14 protein-coding genes and 1 pseudogene are annotated in these 19,491 nt (G+C 26.2%); 14 read left to right on the top strand and 1 reads right to left on the bottom strand.

The window, feature by feature from the left end:
* Positions 1-150: 150 nt before the first annotated feature.
* The 11 genes from CRU93_RS12790 (at position 151) to CRU93_RS12740 (ending at position 17,111) form a co-directional block, all read left to right on the top strand.
* The gene (locus CRU93_RS12790; RefSeq protein ID WP_129104588.1) at positions 151-2,451 is read left to right on the top strand and encodes an EAL domain-containing response regulator; all 2,301 of its coding nucleotides are present in this window, start codon (positions 151-153) and stop codon (positions 2,449-2,451) included.
* A gap of 37 nt (positions 2,452-2,488) precedes the next feature.
* Positions 2,489-2,695 carry an SHOCT domain-containing protein gene (locus CRU93_RS12785; RefSeq protein WP_129104587.1) on the top strand — a complete coding sequence of 69 codons (207 nt, stop codon included), beginning with the start codon at positions 2,489-2,491 and terminating at the stop codon, positions 2,693-2,695.
* Positions 2,696-2,794: 99 nt separating this feature from the next.
* Positions 2,795-3,997 carry an exonuclease SbcCD subunit D C-terminal domain-containing protein gene (locus CRU93_RS12780; protein WP_129104586.1) on the top strand — a complete coding sequence of 401 codons (1,203 nt, stop codon included), beginning with the start codon at positions 2,795-2,797 and terminating at the stop codon, positions 3,995-3,997.
* Complete coding sequence (locus CRU93_RS12775; RefSeq protein ID WP_129104585.1) at positions 3,997-7,158, top strand: SbcC/MukB-like Walker B domain-containing protein; 3,162 nt, start codon at positions 3,997-3,999, stop codon at positions 7,156-7,158. Before CRU93_RS12780 ends, CRU93_RS12775 begins: the two co-directional genes overlap by 1 nt.
* A 12-nt stretch (positions 7,159-7,170) precedes the next feature.
* Complete coding sequence (locus CRU93_RS12770) at positions 7,171-8,733, top strand: ATP-dependent endonuclease (RefSeq protein WP_258238930.1); 1,563 nt, start codon at positions 7,171-7,173, stop codon at positions 8,731-8,733.
* The gene (locus CRU93_RS12765; RefSeq protein ID WP_129104583.1) at positions 8,718-9,752 is read left to right on the top strand and encodes an AAA family ATPase; all 1,035 of its coding nucleotides are present in this window, start codon (positions 8,718-8,720) and stop codon (positions 9,750-9,752) included. Before CRU93_RS12770 ends, CRU93_RS12765 begins: the two co-directional genes overlap by 16 nt.
* A 12-nt stretch (positions 9,753-9,764) precedes the next feature.
* The gene (locus tag CRU93_RS12760) at positions 9,765-11,516 is read left to right on the top strand and encodes a hypothetical protein (protein WP_129104582.1); all 1,752 of its coding nucleotides are present in this window, start codon (positions 9,765-9,767) and stop codon (positions 11,514-11,516) included.
* Between the two features lie 163 nt (positions 11,517-11,679).
* Positions 11,680-14,370, top strand: a complete 2,691-nt coding sequence (locus tag CRU93_RS12755) for an AAA domain-containing protein (protein ID WP_129104581.1) — start codon at positions 11,680-11,682, stop codon at positions 14,368-14,370.
* A 168-nt stretch (positions 14,371-14,538) separates the two neighbouring features.
* Positions 14,539-15,120 (top strand): hypothetical protein, encoded by a 582-nt coding sequence (locus tag CRU93_RS12750; protein WP_129104580.1) that lies wholly within the window; start codon positions 14,539-14,541, stop codon positions 15,118-15,120.
* Between the two features lie 94 nt (positions 15,121-15,214).
* Entirely contained in the window at positions 15,215-16,693 is a 1,479-nt protein-coding gene (locus tag CRU93_RS12745; RefSeq protein WP_129104579.1) for a DUF2779 domain-containing protein, read from the top strand.
* A gap of 1 nt (position 16,694) precedes the next feature.
* Positions 16,695-17,111 carry a hypothetical protein gene (locus CRU93_RS12740; protein WP_129104578.1) on the top strand — a complete coding sequence of 139 codons (417 nt, stop codon included), beginning with the start codon at positions 16,695-16,697 and terminating at the stop codon, positions 17,109-17,111.
* Here the strand turns inward: CRU93_RS12740 and CRU93_RS12735 are convergent.
* Positions 17,108-17,428, bottom strand: a complete 321-nt coding sequence (locus CRU93_RS12735; protein WP_129104577.1) for a hypothetical protein — start codon at positions 17,426-17,428, stop codon at positions 17,108-17,110. The genes CRU93_RS12740 and CRU93_RS12735 overlap by 4 nt on opposite strands.
* Positions 17,429-17,491: 63 nt before the next feature.
* On the opposite strand from CRU93_RS12735, the gene CRU93_RS12730 reads away from it, so the two are divergent.
* From CRU93_RS12730 to CRU93_RS12720, 3 genes and pseudogenes are all read left to right on the top strand, one after another.
* Positions 17,492-17,632, top strand: coding sequence for an alpha-amylase (locus CRU93_RS12730; protein ID WP_129104576.1), 141 nt, complete (start codon positions 17,492-17,494; stop codon positions 17,630-17,632).
* Positions 17,633-17,872: 240 nt separating this feature from the next.
* Positions 17,873-18,367 carry a thiol peroxidase gene (tpx, locus tag CRU93_RS12725; protein ID WP_129104575.1) on the top strand — a complete coding sequence of 165 codons (495 nt, stop codon included), beginning with the start codon at positions 17,873-17,875 and terminating at the stop codon, positions 18,365-18,367.
* A gap of 129 nt (positions 18,368-18,496) precedes the next feature.
* Positions 18,497-19,491 (top strand): annotated as a pseudogene (locus CRU93_RS12720) (hypothetical protein); the annotation flags it as partial.

Below are 19,491 nucleotides of genomic sequence, written 5' to 3'. Positions count from 1 at the left end.
AGTTATGATTCTCTATTAAAATATAAATAATTAATTTAATATGCAATAATTGGGAATATTTTTAAATAAATAATATTTATTTAGTATTTGAAAATATTCATTACTAGTGAAATACAAGTTATTGCAAATCCAGTTAAATGAGGAAATAAATTGTCAATTAATATTTTATCAGTAGAGAATATGGGGATAACTAAAAAACTATCAACTGAAAAAAATTATAATATTACACATCATACAAATATAAAAGAAGTTCTAAAACACATAAAAAAGTTTTCTTTTGAGTTTATTATTTTAGATTTGACTTTTATAAAATTAAAAAAAGAGAAATTCTTACAAAAGATTGATGATTATACAAATAATGACACAAGAGTCATAATAATTGACTCTGAAAACAATGTAACAAAACAAAATTTTACTTCAAAATATAAAGTGATAGAACATATTTATAAAAATACAATTACAAGACAACTTTTAAAAAACATAAAATTAATAATAAATTCTATAAATTCAAATCATAATAATAAAATATTGGTAGTTGATGATTCAAAATTTATTAGAAATAGTATGAATGAAATACTGACAGCAAAAAATTACAATGTTTTATTAGCTGGTGATGTTTATGATGCGTTAAATATCATAAAAACTAATAAGATTGATTTGATATTTACAGATTTGGAAATGCCAAAAGTTAGTGGTATTACTTTTATTGAAGTTCTAAAAAGAAATGAATTTACAAAAGATATTCCTATTTTAGTTATATCAGGTAGTGGAAATAAAGAGTATTTTTCTAAAGCTTTAAAAGCTGGTGCGATTGATTATATAAGAAAACCTTTTATTGATGAAGAGATAAGTCTAAAAGCTGATTTGCATATAAAACATTTTAACCAAATGAAAAGAATAGCAAGCAAATCAAAAGAGTTAAGTGAATATAAAAAGATTTTAAATGAAAGTGAAATAGTTACAAAGACAAATAACAAAGGTATAATCACTTACGCAAATAATAATTTTATGAATATATCTGGATTTTCAAAAGCAGAACTTTTGGATAAACCTCACAATATGTTGAGGCATTTTGATATACCAAAAGAAGTATTTGAAGAGTTGTGGCAATGTATAAAAGATAAAAAAACATATAAAGGAATCATAAAAAATAAGAAAAAAAATGGTGAATCTTACTATGTAGATGCTACAATTTCTCCTATTTTAGATCTAAATGGAAATATCAAAGAATTAATATCTATAAAACATGATATCTCAGATATTATGAATTCAAAAAAGTTATTATTAGATGAATTAAAATATATGAAAAGTCCTATCTTGGTCTTTTTGAAAATAATGAATTATGAGTTATTAAAAGATTTTTATTCTGAAGTAACTATGTATGAATTTAAAAATGAGTTTACTAAAAAAGTGTTTGATTATTTTCCTAAAGATAGTGAATTGAAAAAGGTTTATAATCTTGGTGATGGTAATTTTGCACTATTAAATGATACGGATGCAGATATTAAAACTATAAATGAAACTTTGCAAAAGGTAGTATATAACTTTTCAAATAAAGGTTTGGCTTTTAAAGATATTGTTTATGATATTAAAATATGTATGAGCTTTTCGAATAAAAAAGAGAATATTTATGATGATGTAAGCTTAGGAATCGAACATGCAATAAAGACAAACAAATCTATAGTTTATGCAAAAAATTTCTACATAAAAAGGCAAATAGAAGCAACTACAAAACTAAAAACACTTAAGCTTGTAAAAGATGCACTAGAAGGAAAAGATAGCTATTTTGAATCATTTTTTCAAGGTATAGTGGATAATGAAACACAAGAAATCACAAAATATGAATCATTAGTGAGACTAAACAAAAAAAATGAAATCATATCTCCTTTTTATTTTTTAGATTTATCTAAAAAGACAGGTTATTATATAAATATTACTAAAGAGATTATTCGTAATTCTTTTAGAACTTTAAAAGCGAAAAATGTGGATATAAGTATAAATATTTCAGAAACTGATATTCAAAATAGTGAAATAAAAAATCTACTATTGAATCTTGTTTCAAAAGAAGAATTTAAAGGCAGAGTTACTTTTGAATTATTAGAAGATGAAAGTATAAAAAATATGAACTCAGTAAAAAACTTCATTTGGTTAGCTAAAAAGCTTGGAAATGTCCAAATAGCAATAGATGACTTTGGAAGTGGATATTCAAACTTTGAAAGACTACTTGAGTTTCAACCAGATTTTTTGAAAATAGATGGCTCTTTAATCAAAAATATAACTACAAATCCTTTTTCTCAAAATTTAGTAGAATCAATAGTTTTATTTGCCAAAAAACAACAAATAAAAGTAATAGCAGAATTTGTTGAAAATGAAGATATTTATAATAAAGTAAAAGAGTTAGGAATAGACTACTCACAAGGATATCACTTCCATAAACCTTGCAGATTATAGTAAAAAATTATATAATCTAAACAAAAAGGAGTAAATAATGTATGGATATGCAAATATGCCAATGTTTCCTGGTTTTTTTATGTTTATATTTTGTCTAATAATAGTGGCTTTTATAATTTTTTATTTTACTAAAAAAGATACAAGAAAAGACTCAGAATCAGCCCTTGATATACTAAAAAAAAGACTTGCAAAAGGTGAGATAACACTACATGAATATGAAGAGTTGAAAAAAACAATAGAATAAAACTTCAAATTATATATAAAAAAGTTATTTTATATTTAAACTATAAGTAAATTAATCGTATAATTAAACTATTACAGTTTACTAAACAAAGAGAATAGTTTGAAAATAATACACACTTCTGACTGGCACTTAGGTCAAAACTTTATGGGGAAAAGCAGAATTGAAGAGCATGAAGCTTTTTTATCTTGGCTTTTAGAAACAATTGAAGAAAAGCAAATAGAACTTTTACTAGTATCAGGAGATATTTTTGATACAGGAACACCACCAAACTATGCACTAGAACTTTACTATAACTTTTTAAAACAGTTATCATCAAAAAAGAGTTTAAAAACTACAATCATTACAGCAGGAAACCACGACTCAGTTTCTACACTAAAAGCACCAAAACAACTACTTGAAGCACTAAATGTTCATGTAGTAGTAAATGGCGATGAAGATGAAAACATAATCATCCCTATAAAAGAAGATGAAGAAACTAAAGCAATAGTTTGTGCAGTTCCTTTTTTAAGAGATAGTGTTATAAGACAATCACTTGGAGCAGAAACTGTAAGTGACAAAGAAAAACTAGCAAACAATGGTATAAAAGCCTACTATGAAAAAGCATACAACAACGCAAAAGAATTAGAGCAAAACACACCAATCATAGCTATGGGACATTTAACTACAGTTGGTAGTAGAAGTAGTGAGAGTGAAAGAGATATCTATATAGGTGGAACACTTGATATTGGTGGGGATTATTTAGCTAGTATGTTTGACTATGTAGCTTTAGGACACTTGCATATCAATCAAACAGTTGGAGCATCTAACAATTTGGGGCATGTAAGATACTCAGGTTCTCCAATACCACTTAGTTTTTCTGAGTCTAAAAATACTCAAAAAGTAAATGTAGTAACTATAGATGAAGATGTAAAAGTAGAAGAATTAAAAGTTCCTTTAAAAAGAAAGCTTCAAGTTATCAAAGGTGATTTGGAAACTATCAAAAAAGAGCTAAAAGCTATCGAAGATAAATCTACTTGGATAGAAGTTCATATAAAAGATGACAACCCAATGTTTGCAAATACAGAGATAAGAGAACTAGCCACAAAATTAGAGCTAACAATCTTAGCCGTGAAAATAGAAAAAAGCGAAAAGCAACTCCGTGCAAAAGAATTAAAAGCTATAAGTTTAGATGAACTAAGTGTTCAAGAGGTTTTTGAAAAAAGATTAGAGTTAGAAGAGATAGAAAACAGTGAGTTTAAAGAGCAGTTATCACAAACTTTTAATGAAGTAGTTTCAAATCTTCATGAAAGTGAGCAAATCTAATGAAGATACTAAAAGTAAGACTACAAAATATAAACTCCCTAAAAGGTGAGTTTGAAATAGACTTTCAAGAGTTTTTAAAAGATGAATCTCTTTTTGCCATAACAGGACCAACAGGAGCAGGAAAAAGTACAATTCTTGATGTAATCACTTGTGCTTTATATGGAAGAACAGCCAGATTAACAAACCCAAATGAACTGATGTCAAGACACACAGGCGAGTGTTTATGTGAAGTAGAGTTTGAAATAAAAGGCAAAGTCTATAGAAGTTCTTGGGCACAAAAAAGAGCAAGGAAAAATCCAAATGGAAACTTCCAATCTGCAAAGATGGAGATAGTAGAGCTAGACACAAACAAAATACTAGAATCATACCTTTCAAAAGTACCAAAGGTAGTAGAGCAGATTAGTGGGCTTGATTTTGATAGATTTGTTCAATCTATGATGTTAGCCCAAGGAAGTTTTGATGCCTTTTTAAAAGCAAAAGAAAACGAGCGTTCAAACCTACTTGAAAAGATCACCGGAACATATATCTACAAACAAATCTCACAAAGTATCTATGAAACATACTCGTCAAAGAAAAAAGAGATAGAAGCTGATGAAATAGCACTAGGAAGTATAGAATTACTAGAGCCAAACATAGTAGAAGAAAAAACAAAACAACTAGAAACAAATAAAAAAGAAAAACAAGAACTAGATAAAAAAGAAACCAAACTAAAAAAACTATCAAACTACTTAGAAACTCTTGATAAATTAGAAGTAGATAGCCAAAAATACAACCAAGAGTTCGAGCAAATAAGCAAAGAAAAAGAAAACAACAAAGAGCAGTTTACAAAGCTTGAACTAGCAAATAAAGCCATAAGAATACAAGCACTAAACCAAGAGAAAAAGCAACTAATAAACACAATCACAAACGATAAACAAACTCTAGAATCTTTACAAAAAGAAGATAAAGAGTTAAAAGAACAAATCCAAACAAAAGAGCAAGAGTTTAAACTCTCTAAAGAAAGCCTTGAAAAAGAGCAAACAACATACAACGAAAACTATAAAAAACTAAAAGAACTAAGAACTATAAAAACACAAAGTGATGGTAAAAACTCTTTATATGTAGAGAAAAGCAAAAAAATCTCACAACACCTACAAGAGTTGGCAAAACATTTTGAGATAGCTTTTGAAACACTTTTAAATGATGAATCACAAATAGACAGTCTATACAAAAACTTCTCATCAAATTTAGACACAAAAAAAGAGCAATTAGAAACTCTAATAGAACAATACAAAGCACTAGAAACCAAAACAAAAGATATAAACCAAAAAGAGCAAAACACAAGAGCTAAACTAAAAGAGATAGAAGCCCTTCTAAAAGCCCTAAGTGATTATGAAACACTACAAGAGCAAATCACACAAGAGCAAAACAAGATAAAAGAGTACAACGCTGGGATTGAATCACAAACAAAACTAAACGAAGAAAAAACAAAACTAATTAAGCAAATAAACGAAACTCTAAACTCACTAAAACAAACAAGAGAAAAAGAGCTTCTTATCAAAAACTACGAGCAAGATAGAGCCAAACTAAAAGATGGGCAAGAGTGCTTTTTATGTGGCTCGAAAGAGCATCCATATATAAACCACTCTTTAAATATAGATACAGAGATAAGTCAAACACTAGCCAAAATAAAAGAGCAAGAAAACTACCTACAAGAGCAAAATAGTGAACTAAACAACGCTCAAATAAACTTAGCAAAACTTAGCTCAAAACTTGAAAGCTCAAACTTAGAAATACAAAAACAACAAACTATAAAAGAGCAAATAGAAGAGTTCTTTAAAACAAACGATTTCAAACTACAAGAAGACTCAAAAACCACACTACAAGAGCAAATGCAATTTTGCGAAAACGAGTTAAAAGAGTATGTAACTTTAAGAGAGCAAAAAGAGTCTTTACAAGCAAAAAAAGAGTCTCTACAAACATCTTTAAATAAAGAACTACAAAAACAACAGCAGATAAACACAAGCATAAACACTATAAAAGAGTTAAAAGAGGAACAAACAAAACTAAAAGAAGAGATAACAAAGCTTCAAATACAAAGCAAAACTATCTTAGATATAGAAGATTTAGATCTTTTTGAGAAAAACATTCAAGAGAGTTTAGACACTGTTTCAAAACAATATAACAGTTTGCAAAACCATCTTTCAAGTCTAAAATCAAAAGATGAATCCCTATCAAAACAGATAATCCAACTAAATAAAAAACAAGAAGATGACAAACAAAACCTAGTAATCATAAAAGAGAAGTTTGAAAAAGCTTTAGTAGAGTATGGCTTTAGTTCACAAGAGGAGTTTGAAAAAGCAAACCTACTAAAAGAAGAGTTTGAAACCCTAACAAATCTATGCAAAACCATAGAAGAGAAATACACACAAATACAAACTCTAAAAACAGACACAAACAAAAAACTAAAGGAACACAAACTCTTAGAAAAAGAGATAAACCCTACAAATCAAAACAAAGATGATATAAACAAAGAGTTACAAAACCTACAAAGCACAATAGACCAACTGCAAGAAACCATAGGAAGTATCTCAAAAGAGTTAGAGATAAATACACAAAATATAAAAAAATCAGAAGATAAAATAAAACAACTAGAAAAGAAAAAACAAGCCTTTCAAGTATGGGTAAAACTAAACGATATGATAGGCTCAAGCCAAGGGGACAAGTTCGCAAAATTTGCACAAGGTATCACCCTAGACCAACTAATCTACCTTGCAAACAAACACTTAGAAATACTAAGCCCAAGATATGAACTTCAAAGAAATACAGAATCAAACAAACTCTTAGATATAGAGATAATAGATGGCTTCCAAGGTGATGCTGTAAGAGGTGTAAACACACTCTCAGGAGGAGAAAGTTTTATAGTAAGTCTATCTTTAGCCTTAGGACTATCAAGTTTAGCAAGCCAAAAGATAAGTATAGACTCACTTTTCTTAGATGAAGGGTTTGGAACACTAGATAGCGATAGTTTAGAACTAGCACTAAATGCACTAAATCAACTACAAAGTTCAGGAAAGATGGTAGGTGTGATTTCCCATGTAGAAGCACTAAAAGAGAGAATTCCATTGCAGATAAAGGTTGAGCCTAAGGGTGATGGTACGAGTGTTTTGGAATTGGATTAGGAGGGATAAATTGTGGCAATAGAAAAAATAAAACTACATAATTTTAAGAAATTTAAAGATTTAGAAATTCGATGTAATAATGATTTGAATTTATTAATTGGTGATAATGAAGCAGGAAAAAGTACTATACTTCAAGCAATAGATTTAGTATTAAGTGGTAGTAGACATAAGTTAGAAAATATTGGATTAGAGAGTTTATTTAATAGAGATATATTAAATGATTTTTTTGAAGATAAGAGTTTTGAAAACCTTCCTTCACTATTTATAGAATTATATTTATCTGAACAACATAATCCTGATTTAAATGGTGCGATAAATTCAAATGGAATAATTTGTGATGGATTACAAATTATAATTGAACCAGATGAAGAATTATCTAGAGAAATTACAGAAGTATTAAGTCAAACAGAAAATAATTTTCCATATGAATATTATAAAATTAGTTTTATCACTTTTTCTGGAGAAAGATATACTGGCTATAGAAAATATATAAAACATATTGTGATTGATAGTTCACAAATTAACAATGAATATGCAACGAGAGAATATATTAAAAGTGTATATAACTCAGTTTTAACTGGAACAGAAAAAAACAAACATTTTAATGAATATAGAAAGTATAAAGATGAATATACAGAAAATGTTTTAGCTGATGTGAATAGTCGATTTACAGATAATAAACTTATTATTCAAACAAATACTAAATCAAATTTAGAATCAGATTTAAATATTTCTGATGATATGGGTGTTACAATAGATAATAAAGGTAAAGGACAACAATGTTTTATAAAAACTCACTTTGCTTTAAACTTACGTAGAGGTGTTAGTGAATTAGATTTAGTTTTACTTGAAGAACCAGAAAATCATTTGAGTCATGTAAATATGCATAAACTAATTCAACTTGTAAGAGATGCACATGATAAACAAATATTTTTAACTACACATAGTAGTTTAATATCAACAAGATTAAATTTAAAGAAATCAATTTTACTTAACAGTAATGTATCTATTTCTTTACAATTAGAACAATTATCAGAAACTACTGCAAAGTTTTTTATGAAAGCTCCAGATAATAATATACTTGAATATGTATTGTCAAAAAAAGTTATCTTAGTTGAAGGTGATGCTGAATTCATTTTAATGGAAGCTTTGTATAAAAAAATTACAAATGAAGAATTGTCTCAATCTGATGTTCATATTTTATCTGTTGATGGAACTAGCTTTAAAAGGTATTTAGATATAGCAAAATTACTTGGTATAAAAACGGCGGTAATAAGAGACAATGATACGAATTATGAAGAGAATATAACTAATAGATATGAAGATTATGCTCTAGACAATATGAAAGTATTTGCTGATAACGATAATATGAGAAGTACTTTTGAAATATGTATGTATCAAGATAATACCAGTATATGTGAAGAATTGTTTTCTGAGGGAAGAAGAACTTTGTCTGTACAAGAATTTATGTTAAAAAATAAAGCGGATGTTGCATATGAATTATTAGATAAAAAAGCTACAGATATTAATGTTCCAGAATATATAAAAGAGGCAATTGAATGGATAAAAGAATAATATTTGCTGTAGCTGGAGCAGGTAAGACTACAACAATAATCAATAAACTTTCTTTGGAAGAAAATAGTTTAATTGTTACATATACCGAGAATAATTTTATAAACCTAAAGAAAAAAGTAATAGATAAATTTGGATATTTACCTACTAATATAAAAATCTATACTTATTTTAATTTTTTATATTCATTTTGTTATAGACCTTTTTTGTCAAATAAATTAAAATCCAAAGGAATATATTTCGAGCGAGAACTTCCTGAATATTCAGAGAGAGTTAAAGATACTAAACATTTGCATTATAGAGATAAAACAAACAGATTGTATCATAACAGAATAGCAAAACTATTAGTTAAAACTAATGTAGTAGAAAATATAAATGAAAGAATAGAAAAATATTTTGACAATATGTTTGTCGATGAAATTCAAGATTTTGGCGGACATGATTTTAATTTATTAAATTTTTTAACTCAAGCTAATGTAAACATAAATTTTGTAGGTGATTTTTTCCAACATACTTTTGATACAAGTAAAGATGGTAATGTAAATCAAAATCTATATAAAGATTTAACTAAATATATTAAACGATTTGTTCAAATGGGTTTGATAATTGATACTGAAAGTTTAGGAAAAAGTTACAGATGTAGTTCAACTATTTGTAATTTTGTAAAACAAAAATTGGGTGTTAATATAGAATCGCATAATGACAACACTACAAATGTTTTTTTCATTGAAGAAGTCACTAGAATAAAAGAACTTTTTGAGAATAATTCAATAGTAAAATTATTTTATCAAAATAGCAATAAATATAATTGTTTTTCGATGAATTGGGGAAAGTCAAAAGGACAAGACCACTACAATGATGTTTGTATTGTATTAAATCCTACAACTTTAAAGAAATATAGAGATGATACATTATTAGAATTGCCAGCTTCAACTAGAAATAAATTGTATGTTGCTTGTACTAGATGTAGAGGAAACTTATATTTAGTTGATGAAAAATTAGTTAGACACTATAAGAATTAAATAAGGAAAAAAATGCCGTTAAATTTAAATGAATTAACACCATATTTATCTGTAATAGTTTTGAAAATTGATGATAATACTTTCAATATAAATAAATTATTTGAATTGTTAGCAAATAATAATAGATATATTCAAACTTCAACACATTCAAGTGGGGCAATTATATATTTTAAAAACTATACAGAAACGAAAAAGGTTAGTTGGTCTAGTAGTAATCTAAATGACACTATAAATCATTTAATGATTATTTTTAAATTAGATGACTATTTAGCTTTTTATCATTCTGATAATAGTAAAAAAAATACACTTTATAAATTAATGTTTAGAGGTCCTATAGGTCATGACTTTAAAAAGTTGAAATTAATCCGAAAAGAAGTATTAAATGCAGCATTTATTAATAATGTAAAGATTAAAAACTTATGGTTAAATAATATTGATAAGTCATCAGATTTAAAGGCTGATTCAAAGGTTTTATCTGGAAAAAATTTAGAAGAAGCATTGGATCCATTAGGGGATAGTAACTATTCTTTTTCTGCATTAAAAGTTGAAATAGGAGATGAGTCGATAGGAATTAATACATCAGATAGTAAAGTATGGACTAAGAAGTATTCTGATTCAGATGAATATTTTGATAGTTTAGAAATATTGTTAAGTTCAATCAAAGATTGTGATATAAATAATAATTTAAATTTTGAACCAATATCTATACTAGCAAATTCACATACAAATATTACAAAAATAAATTCTTTAATAGATATTCAGTTAGCGAATATAGAAGAGTTTGAATCTCAGAGTGATGAATATAATCTCTTAGTAGGAATAAATCACTTATGGGATAATTGGAGTTTTGTATATTCTTGTAGTGGAAATACACTTGTAGTGGAAATTTATAATGATTCTAATAATACTAATAAAATAGCATTATTAGGACTTAATTTAATTAATGATTCAGAGATAGTTTATGTAAAATCAATTGTATCTACAGAGTTAGATGATGTTTATAATTTAAAACAAGTATTTGAAAATAAAGATATTATCAAGTTTTGGTTTAATGATAATTATTCATTAATAAATGGATTTATTTTTAAACAAAAATTTAGAGATGTATTATTTAAAAATTTTGAATGGCATACTTTCCAAAATACTGATGTATCTAAAGAGAAACCCTCAAATTTATCTTTAGTAGGGCAACAGGATTCTCTATTTTGTTGGGTAAAGAAATATTGGAAGGGTATTTCAAATGGTTTTGTAGATATTAATCAGCAGTTTGTGCCTGGTTGGTTAATGTGTGATGATGGTGCTAATGAAAAAGCAGATTTTATTCATATTACAAATGAAGCAGTACCTACTATTAGTTTTATTCATGCAAAAGGTGCAAATACAAATAGCACAGATAGAAATATATCTACAACTGCATATGAAGTTGTAGTTTCTCAATCAATTAAAAACTTAAGATATATTGATAAAAATTTATTATCTGAAACAATAGAACTTTCACCTAGTGTTAATGTGAATAATTTAGTTTGGCATAATGGTAATACTAAAACAAGGACTGATTTAAAAAATTATATAAATACTTTGAGTAATTATAAAAAAAGAGTTGTTATATTACAACCACATTTAATTAAAGATAAATTTGAAAATACTAATCATACTGCAATAAACAAAAATAGAGTAAATCAATTAAATACTTTATTTGTATCAGCACAAATTACAATTCAATCATTAGGTGCTGAATTTTTAGTAATTGCGGATGACATTTAAATGAACCTCTCTAAATCCCTCTACACAAAAGGCATCCAATGCCACAAAGCACTTTGGCTTAAAAAATACAAGCCAAGTGTTTTAACACCACCTGATGAGCAAGCCCAAGCTATATTTAAATAGGAGTATGTAAATAAAATGAAGAATGATATATTGAGAAATAATGGATAAAAACAGATATTTAATAGTTATAGATAATAAAGATAAAACAGAAGATATAGAACAACTAAATTTTCAAAGTGATTATGCAAATATTAAATTTATAACTAATGATACAGTTTATAAATATAAAAAACACAGAGTAGTACAACTTGAATTACTAGAAGAATTGGACCCATCTGACTATATATTGCATTTAGATGGGAAACTCCTTTCAAATATAATTAAAATTCAAAGTTTCAAGCTATATTTTAGGATTTTTTATCAAAATGGAAGAAAAAATACTTATAAATCTTCTCGTTTAACTTTTGAAAAAAATTGCTTGACAAATAAAAACTCAAAAAATATTTTAGAATATTTAAAAGAATTATCAAAAAGTGTTGATGAAGAAAATGATTTTTTATTTAATAGCTATGATAAGATGACATTTATTAGTGAAAAAAGTGTTTTATCTAAATATCTAAATGCTTCAGAAATAGATACTAATGAAAACAAAGAAAGTATAATATTTCCTTTTGGTTTTAATTTAAGTCAAGAAAAGGCTGTTCAAAAAGCTTTGTTAAATCAAATAAGTGTGATAGAAGGTCCCCCAGGAACAGGTAAAACTCAAACCATTCTTAATATTATTGCAAATCTTATTATGAGAAATAAAACTATAGCAATAGTATCAAATAATAATGCCGCTACAAAAAATGTATTAGAAAAATTAGAAAAATATGATTTGTCTTTTATCTCTGCTTTTTTAGGAAATAAAGATAATAAAGAAGAATTTTTTTCAAATCAAAATACAAAATATCCAGAGTTTATAAAAAATAAAAAAGATATAGATTTAAATAATGTTGTAGAAACAATAATTGATGAAATAGAATCTTTAAAAGTGATGTTAGAACAGAATAATGAACTATCAAAATTAAAACAGCTTCAAATGGAACTTAAAGTAGAAAAAAAACATTTTTTAGATCTATATGAAAAAAGAGAAGATAAGATAGATAGTTATCATAAATTTAATAGATTTAATACAGAAAATATTTTATCACTTTGGGCTGATTTTGAGAAAAGACAAAAATTAAATAAGAAAATATCATTTTTATTTAAATTTAAAATTTTAATAAAATATCGAATTCTTTTAACTTCATTATATAAGAACTCTATAGATTCTATTATTTTACTTTTACAAAAATATTTTTATATACAAAAAGAAAAAGAGGTATTAAAACAGATAAAAAAACTAGAAGAAACTTTAAAAGACTTTGATTTTGAAAATAATATGAAATCATTTAGTGAAAAATCAATGTTTTTATTTAAAGCTTTCTTATCAAATAAATATGGTTTTAAAACCCAAAGAGATAGCTTTGATGATGATGTTGTATGGAAAAGTGATAAGTTTGATAATTTCATTGAAGAGTATCCTGTGGTTTTAAGTACAACACATTCTTTAAGATACTGTATAGCCAATGGGAAGTTATATGATTATTTGATTATTGATGAAGCTTCGCAAGTAGATATTGTAGCTGGCTCATTAGCATTGTCTTGTGCAAAAAATGTTGTAGTTGTTGGAGATTTAAAGCAATTACCTCATGTAATAAAAGATGAGACAAAAGAAATCGTTAATAATATATATAATAACTACAAAGTTGGTAATCCTTATAATTATGAAGAAAGTTTATTATCTTCTATTTCTAAAATTTATAAAGATATTCCTAAAACATTGTTAAGAGAGCATTATAGGTGTCATCCCAGAATTATAGGATTTTGTAATAAGAAGTTTTATAATAATGAGTTAATAGTTCTAACAAAACAAAATGAAGAAGATATACCTCTTACTTTATATAAAACTGTAGAAGGTAATCATGCAAGAGGAACATATAATCAACGTCAAATTGATGTAATTGAAAAAGAGATATTGCCAAATATAGATAAAATAAATATAGGGATTGCATCACCTTTTAGAAAACAAGTTTCTAAATTAAATGATTTATTTGAAAATGATGAAGAGATTGTTATAGATACAGTTCATAAATATCAAGGTAGAGAAAAAAATATAATGATTTTATCAACTGTTGTAGACAAAGAAAATGACTTTGTTGATAATGAAAATCTTTTAAATGTTGCAATTTCAAGAGCAGTTGATAAGCTTTTTGTTGTTGTTTCTGATAGAGAAAAAAATAAAAATATGAAAGATTTAGTAAATTATATTAAATATAACAACTTAGATATAAAAGAAAGTAAAATATATTCAATATTTGATTTACTATATCAAAGTTATTCCCCATACTTAAAAAAATATTTACTAAAATATAAAAATGTAACTGATCAAAAATCAGAAAATTTGATGAATATCATTATCGAAAAAGTATTAAGTGAAGAGATGTTCTCTCACTTAACTAGAGTTATTCATATACCATTAAATAGAATAATTAGGGATTTAAGTATACTGACTGAAAGAGAACAAAAATTTGTTCTTCATCCTAACTCTCATATTGATTTTGTGATATATAATAAAATTAATAATAGCATTGTATTAGCTATAGAAGTTGATGGGTATGAATATCATGAAAATAATCCTATACAATTAGAAAGAGACAGAGTAAAAGATTCTATTCTAAATAAAAGTGAGATATCTATTATGAGGTTTAAAACCAATGATAGTGAAGAAGAAAAAAGATTAAAAAAATGTTTGATTAATCTGTTATGAATAGATACAAAGATAATTACAAAATGCAATATTTTTAAATAAAAATATTTTTTAATGTTATCATTTTAATGATTTTTTAGGCATAAAAAAACCCAAGCTTAAACTCAAAGGTTTAAGTCTTACTGGGCGTCGTGACAAAATTATATAAAAATAGTAAGGATATGTCAAGTGAAAGATGAAATTAAATCTAGATTTATAAGTAATATTCGACTTGAATCTTATAAAGATTTTGTTGAATACAAACAAAATATAAAACATTCTGAAGAATACTATATATCACTATCTCTATTTGAAATTAGTTTAAGAAACTCTATCAATTATCATTTTCAAAAAAAGATTTCAAAAGATTGGTTCGAATCTAATATTCTACACACTGACACACAACAAAGAATAAATGAATCAAAAAATAAAATAAAACAAAGAAAAGAAGAAATAACTCATGATAAACTTATAGCGGAACTTCCTTTTGGTTTTTGGACTTCTTTATTTAGAAAATCATACTCTAATTTATTTAGAATAAAAGATATAAAATATATTTTTCCTAATATGCCAAATAAAGATGAAAAACTAATAACTAGGCAAATATTAGATAAAGAATTAAATAAAATAAGAAAATTTAGAAATAGAGTATTTCACTATGAAAAGATAATTAATAAAAAAGAATATAAAAATATAAAAGAAGAAATTGAAATGTTATTATTATATTTTGATGAAGAGATATATTTATTTTCAAAAGAATTGATAGATTAACCCCATCAAAAAGGTGGGTCGTCCCGTAGGAATTTAAAATATGATTATAACACAAATTATAAATAAATGTAATAACAAACAAAGGTAAAATACAATGCCCCTATCCAAATCCCTCTACACAAAAGGTATTCAATGCCCCAAAGCACTTTGGCTTAAAAAATACAAGCCAAGTGTTTTAACTCCACCAGATGAACAAGCCCAAGCTATATTTGAAACTGGAAATATAGTAGGTGATTTAGCTTGCGAGCTTTTCCCTGATGGAAAAGAAGTACTATACACTACAAATTATGATGAGATGATATCTACTACAAAAGAGTGGATGGAAGAGGGTGTATCAAATATCTATGAAGCTACTTTTAGCTATGAGGGCATACTTATCATGGTAGATATTTTAAAACAGCAGAGTGATGGTGTATCTATCTATGAGGTTAAAAGTTCTACTGAAGTAAAAGATATCTATCTTCATGATGTATCTATTCAGTACTATGTTTTAGAAAACTTAGGATTTTGTATAAAAAGTGCAAGTGTAGTACATATAAACAATGAGTATGTAAGAGGTGAGAGTTTAGAGCTAGACAAGCTTTTTAAGATAGTTGATGTGACTAGTGTTGTGCAAAGTTTACAGTCAAATATCCCAAGCATATTAAAAGAGTTTGAAAGCTATCTTGAAGACAAAGTAAATGAGCCAGATATAGATATAGGAAAACATTGTAACAAACCTTATGAGTGTGATGCTAAAAACTATTGTTGGAAAGTACAAAGAGCTATACCTGAGTACTCTATCTTTAATATTTTCAATCTAGGAAGTAAAAAGCAAGTGGAATTATACAATCAAGGTATCATAGATATAGAAGATATTCCCGAAGATTTTGATATGACGGCAAATCAAGCTCAAGCAGTAGAAAACTACAAATCAAAAGTAAACTATATAGACAAAGAAAATATCAAAGCCTTTTTAGAAAACCTCACATATCCAATTTATCACTTAGACTTTGAAACTTACCAACAAGCTATACCAGAGTATAAAGGTATAAAACCCTTCGAGCAAATCCCTTTTCAATACTCACTTCATATAGAATATGTTGATGGAACGTTGGAGCATAAAGAGTATTTGAGTGAAGATAGCGTAGATAGTAGATATGAGTTAGCATTAAAACTATGTGAAGATATTCCAAGTGATGTTACAGTGTTAGCTTATAACATGAGTTTTGAAAAAGGTGTGATAAAAAGACTTGCAAACCTTTTTCCTGACCTAAGTACTCACTTATTAGCTATAAATGAAAACATGCAAGACCTAATGGTACCTTTCCAAAAGAAATGGTATGTAACCCCAAGTATGCAAGGAAGTTATTCTATAAAGTATGTATTGCCAGCACTTGTTCCAGAGTTTGAAAAAGCTTACAAAGAGTTAGATGGTGTACAAAATGGAAGCCAAGCTATGAATGCTTTTGCAAATCTTAGTAAACTTGATGAGGTAAGTAAACAGAAGATGAGAACTTCACTTTTAGAGTATTGTAAACTTGATACTTTGGCTATGGTGAAGATATTAAAAAAATTAAAAGGAGAATTTTAAATTGGAAGAAAAAAAAGAAGAGAGAAAAAATATTTTAGAAATAGAATGCCCTCATTGTAGTGAGGAAAATAGAATAAAACTGTCAAATGAAATTAAATGTAAAAAATGTGATAAAACATTACAAGGATTTAAATATAAAAGTATTATATTAAGTGGATTTACAACTTTAATTATAGGATCTGGAATGGGTATTACAGCAGACGCTTATTTAAATATAAATAGAGCATCTGTTAAAACTGAATATAAGATGATGAAAACATGTATAAATTACCATGGTAACTATAAAAGTGTAAGAGATAACTGTGCTTGTGCAGTTGAATCAATGCTTGGAGTTATAGATGCACAAAAAGCTAGACTTTATTCAGGTGAATGGTTAGAAGATATTTTAAATGAAAAATATAAAGATTGTAGGGATTAATCAAACCAATGTTCCGGTTTTTCATCATCTAAAAGTTCTTGAACAAAATATGTTTCATTTAAAAACTTGTAAAAATCATTAAGTTGATTTATAGTTTCTCTTTGAAAATTTCTATTTTCTTCTATTCCTTCTTGCCATCGTTCGATTTTTCTTTTTAAATTTTTTACTGTTGTTTCTTCTTCTTGATGGATACTTAAATAAAATTTTGCAAAGCCATATATGTTTTTGGGGTGAAATTTATTTGTTTCTTGTATCTCTTTTTCAAATAAATTCCATAAATTTACAAATTCTTTATAATTAGAACTTTTTGTCCCCATAATAATTGTTAATATTCTAAATAGTTATTTAAATGATAATAAAAAAATTTAAAGGAGAAGATTATGTCAAATAATAATCATAAAGCAAATCAAGGAAATTCAAACAAAGGTACAAGTGGTACAAATAGTGCTAATGCAAAAGTTCATGGAAATAGAGGTGCTCAAATGAATCCAAATAATACAAAACAATCAAAAAGTAAATAGTATTTTCCTTACCTAAAATATTATTGGTAAAGATTTTATAAAGTTTATCAAGTCAATATGGGCTTGATAGACTAAATAGATAATGCAAGAGATAAAATATTAAAAAAAAGAAGTAAAATTTATTATCTTTTCTCTTTTTTAATTTTTTAAAATAGTATTATAAATAACTAGATATTAATAAACTAAGTTATAAAATCTTTGTAAATACAAAATAAAATAAGACTTAAATAAGGAATAAAAATGGCAAAAGTTATGAGAAAAGGGCAAGTTGTAGAAACAATAGGAGATTTACCAATAGTTGGTAGTGATGCTCCTGATTTTACTTTAGTAAAAACAGATTTAAGTGAAATAACACTTTCTGATTTTAAAGGTAGCAAGGTTATTTTAAATATTTTCCCATCGATTGATACACCTACTTGTGCAAAATCAGTTCGTGAATTTAATATAAAAGCTACTGAAAATGAAGGTGTGAAAGTTCTGTGTGTATCTGCTGATTTACCTTTTGCTTCAAATAGATTTTGTACAACAGAAGGAATTGAAAATGTAATTGTTGCTTCATCTTTTCGTTCTTCTTTTGGAAAAGATTATGAAGTTACTTTTACTACTGGATTATTAAAAGGACTACTTTCAAGAGCAATAGTTGTAATAGATGAAAATAGCAAAGTTATATATACACAGCAAGTTTCTGATACTTCACTTGAACCAGATTATGAAAAGGCACTTGCAGTTTTATAATTTTAATATTTGATTTTTTTTCAATTTAGATATAAATTAAGGATAAAGTATAAGATTTAATTAAGTATTTTATCCTTTAAAAATTTACTTATATAGTATAATAAGTAAAATATCTGAAAAAGAGAAATCATGAATATAAAAAATAAATTTCTTGGGTTAAGCATCTGTGTTTTGGCTGCAATATTTAGTATATTGTTTGTAAACTTACATAGTATTTCTAATTTAAATAAACTTACCGAGGCTAGAACATTAGTTGGTTCACTAAAAAGTAATCAATTAATATTAAGAAAGTATGAAAAGGACTTTTTTTCAAGAAAAAATCTTTCTTATAAACAGGAATTTATTACTACTTTTCAAAAAATGGAGAAACAACTTTCTCACTTAAATAAAATACTAGTGGAATTTGATGTATCTTTAGAAGATACTAAAAACTTCAATAAAACTATGATAGATTATAAAAAGCTATTTTTACAAATAGTAGAACTTGATACTATAAAAGGATTGACTCCAAAAACTGGACTATATGGATCTTTAAGAAATAGTGTTCATAAAGTACAAGATTATGCAAAAAAATCTGGAAATTACAAATTACTTTCTTCTGTTTATGAGTTAAGAAAAGAAGAAAAAGACTTTATGTTAAGACTAGATGAGAAATATATAACTAGATTTAAAACTAAGATTGATAAGCTTATTTCTACTGTTACAAATGAAGAGATGAAAAGTGATTTACTATCTTACAAAAAAGATTTTTTAGCTTTAACAAGTAGTGAAGTAAATAAAGGCTTAGATGAACAAAAAGGTTTATTAAATGAATTGAGACAGACAATTCATGCAACAGAAAAATCTATAAAAGAACTTGAAAATAGACTTGAAGAAAAAATCAAAAAACAAAACTCAGAAACAAAGATTATAAGTATAGCTCTTACAAGTTTTGTTGTTGTTTTTATGATTGTTGTTTTATTTCTTATTGGGAAAAATATTGTTGGAAATTTACAAAAATTTGAAAAAGGGTTGTTAACATTTTTCAAATATATAAATAGAGAAGTTTCAAGTGTTGAACCATTGAGCATAAAAGGTAAAGATGAATTTGCCCAAATGGCAACAGTAATAAATGAAAATATCAA

Source organism: Arcobacter sp. CECT 8985 (genome assembly GCF_004116495.1).
GTDB lineage: Bacteria > Campylobacterota > Campylobacteria > Campylobacterales > Arcobacteraceae > Malaciobacter.
This window is presented reverse-complemented; position numbering and strand designations above follow the sequence as displayed.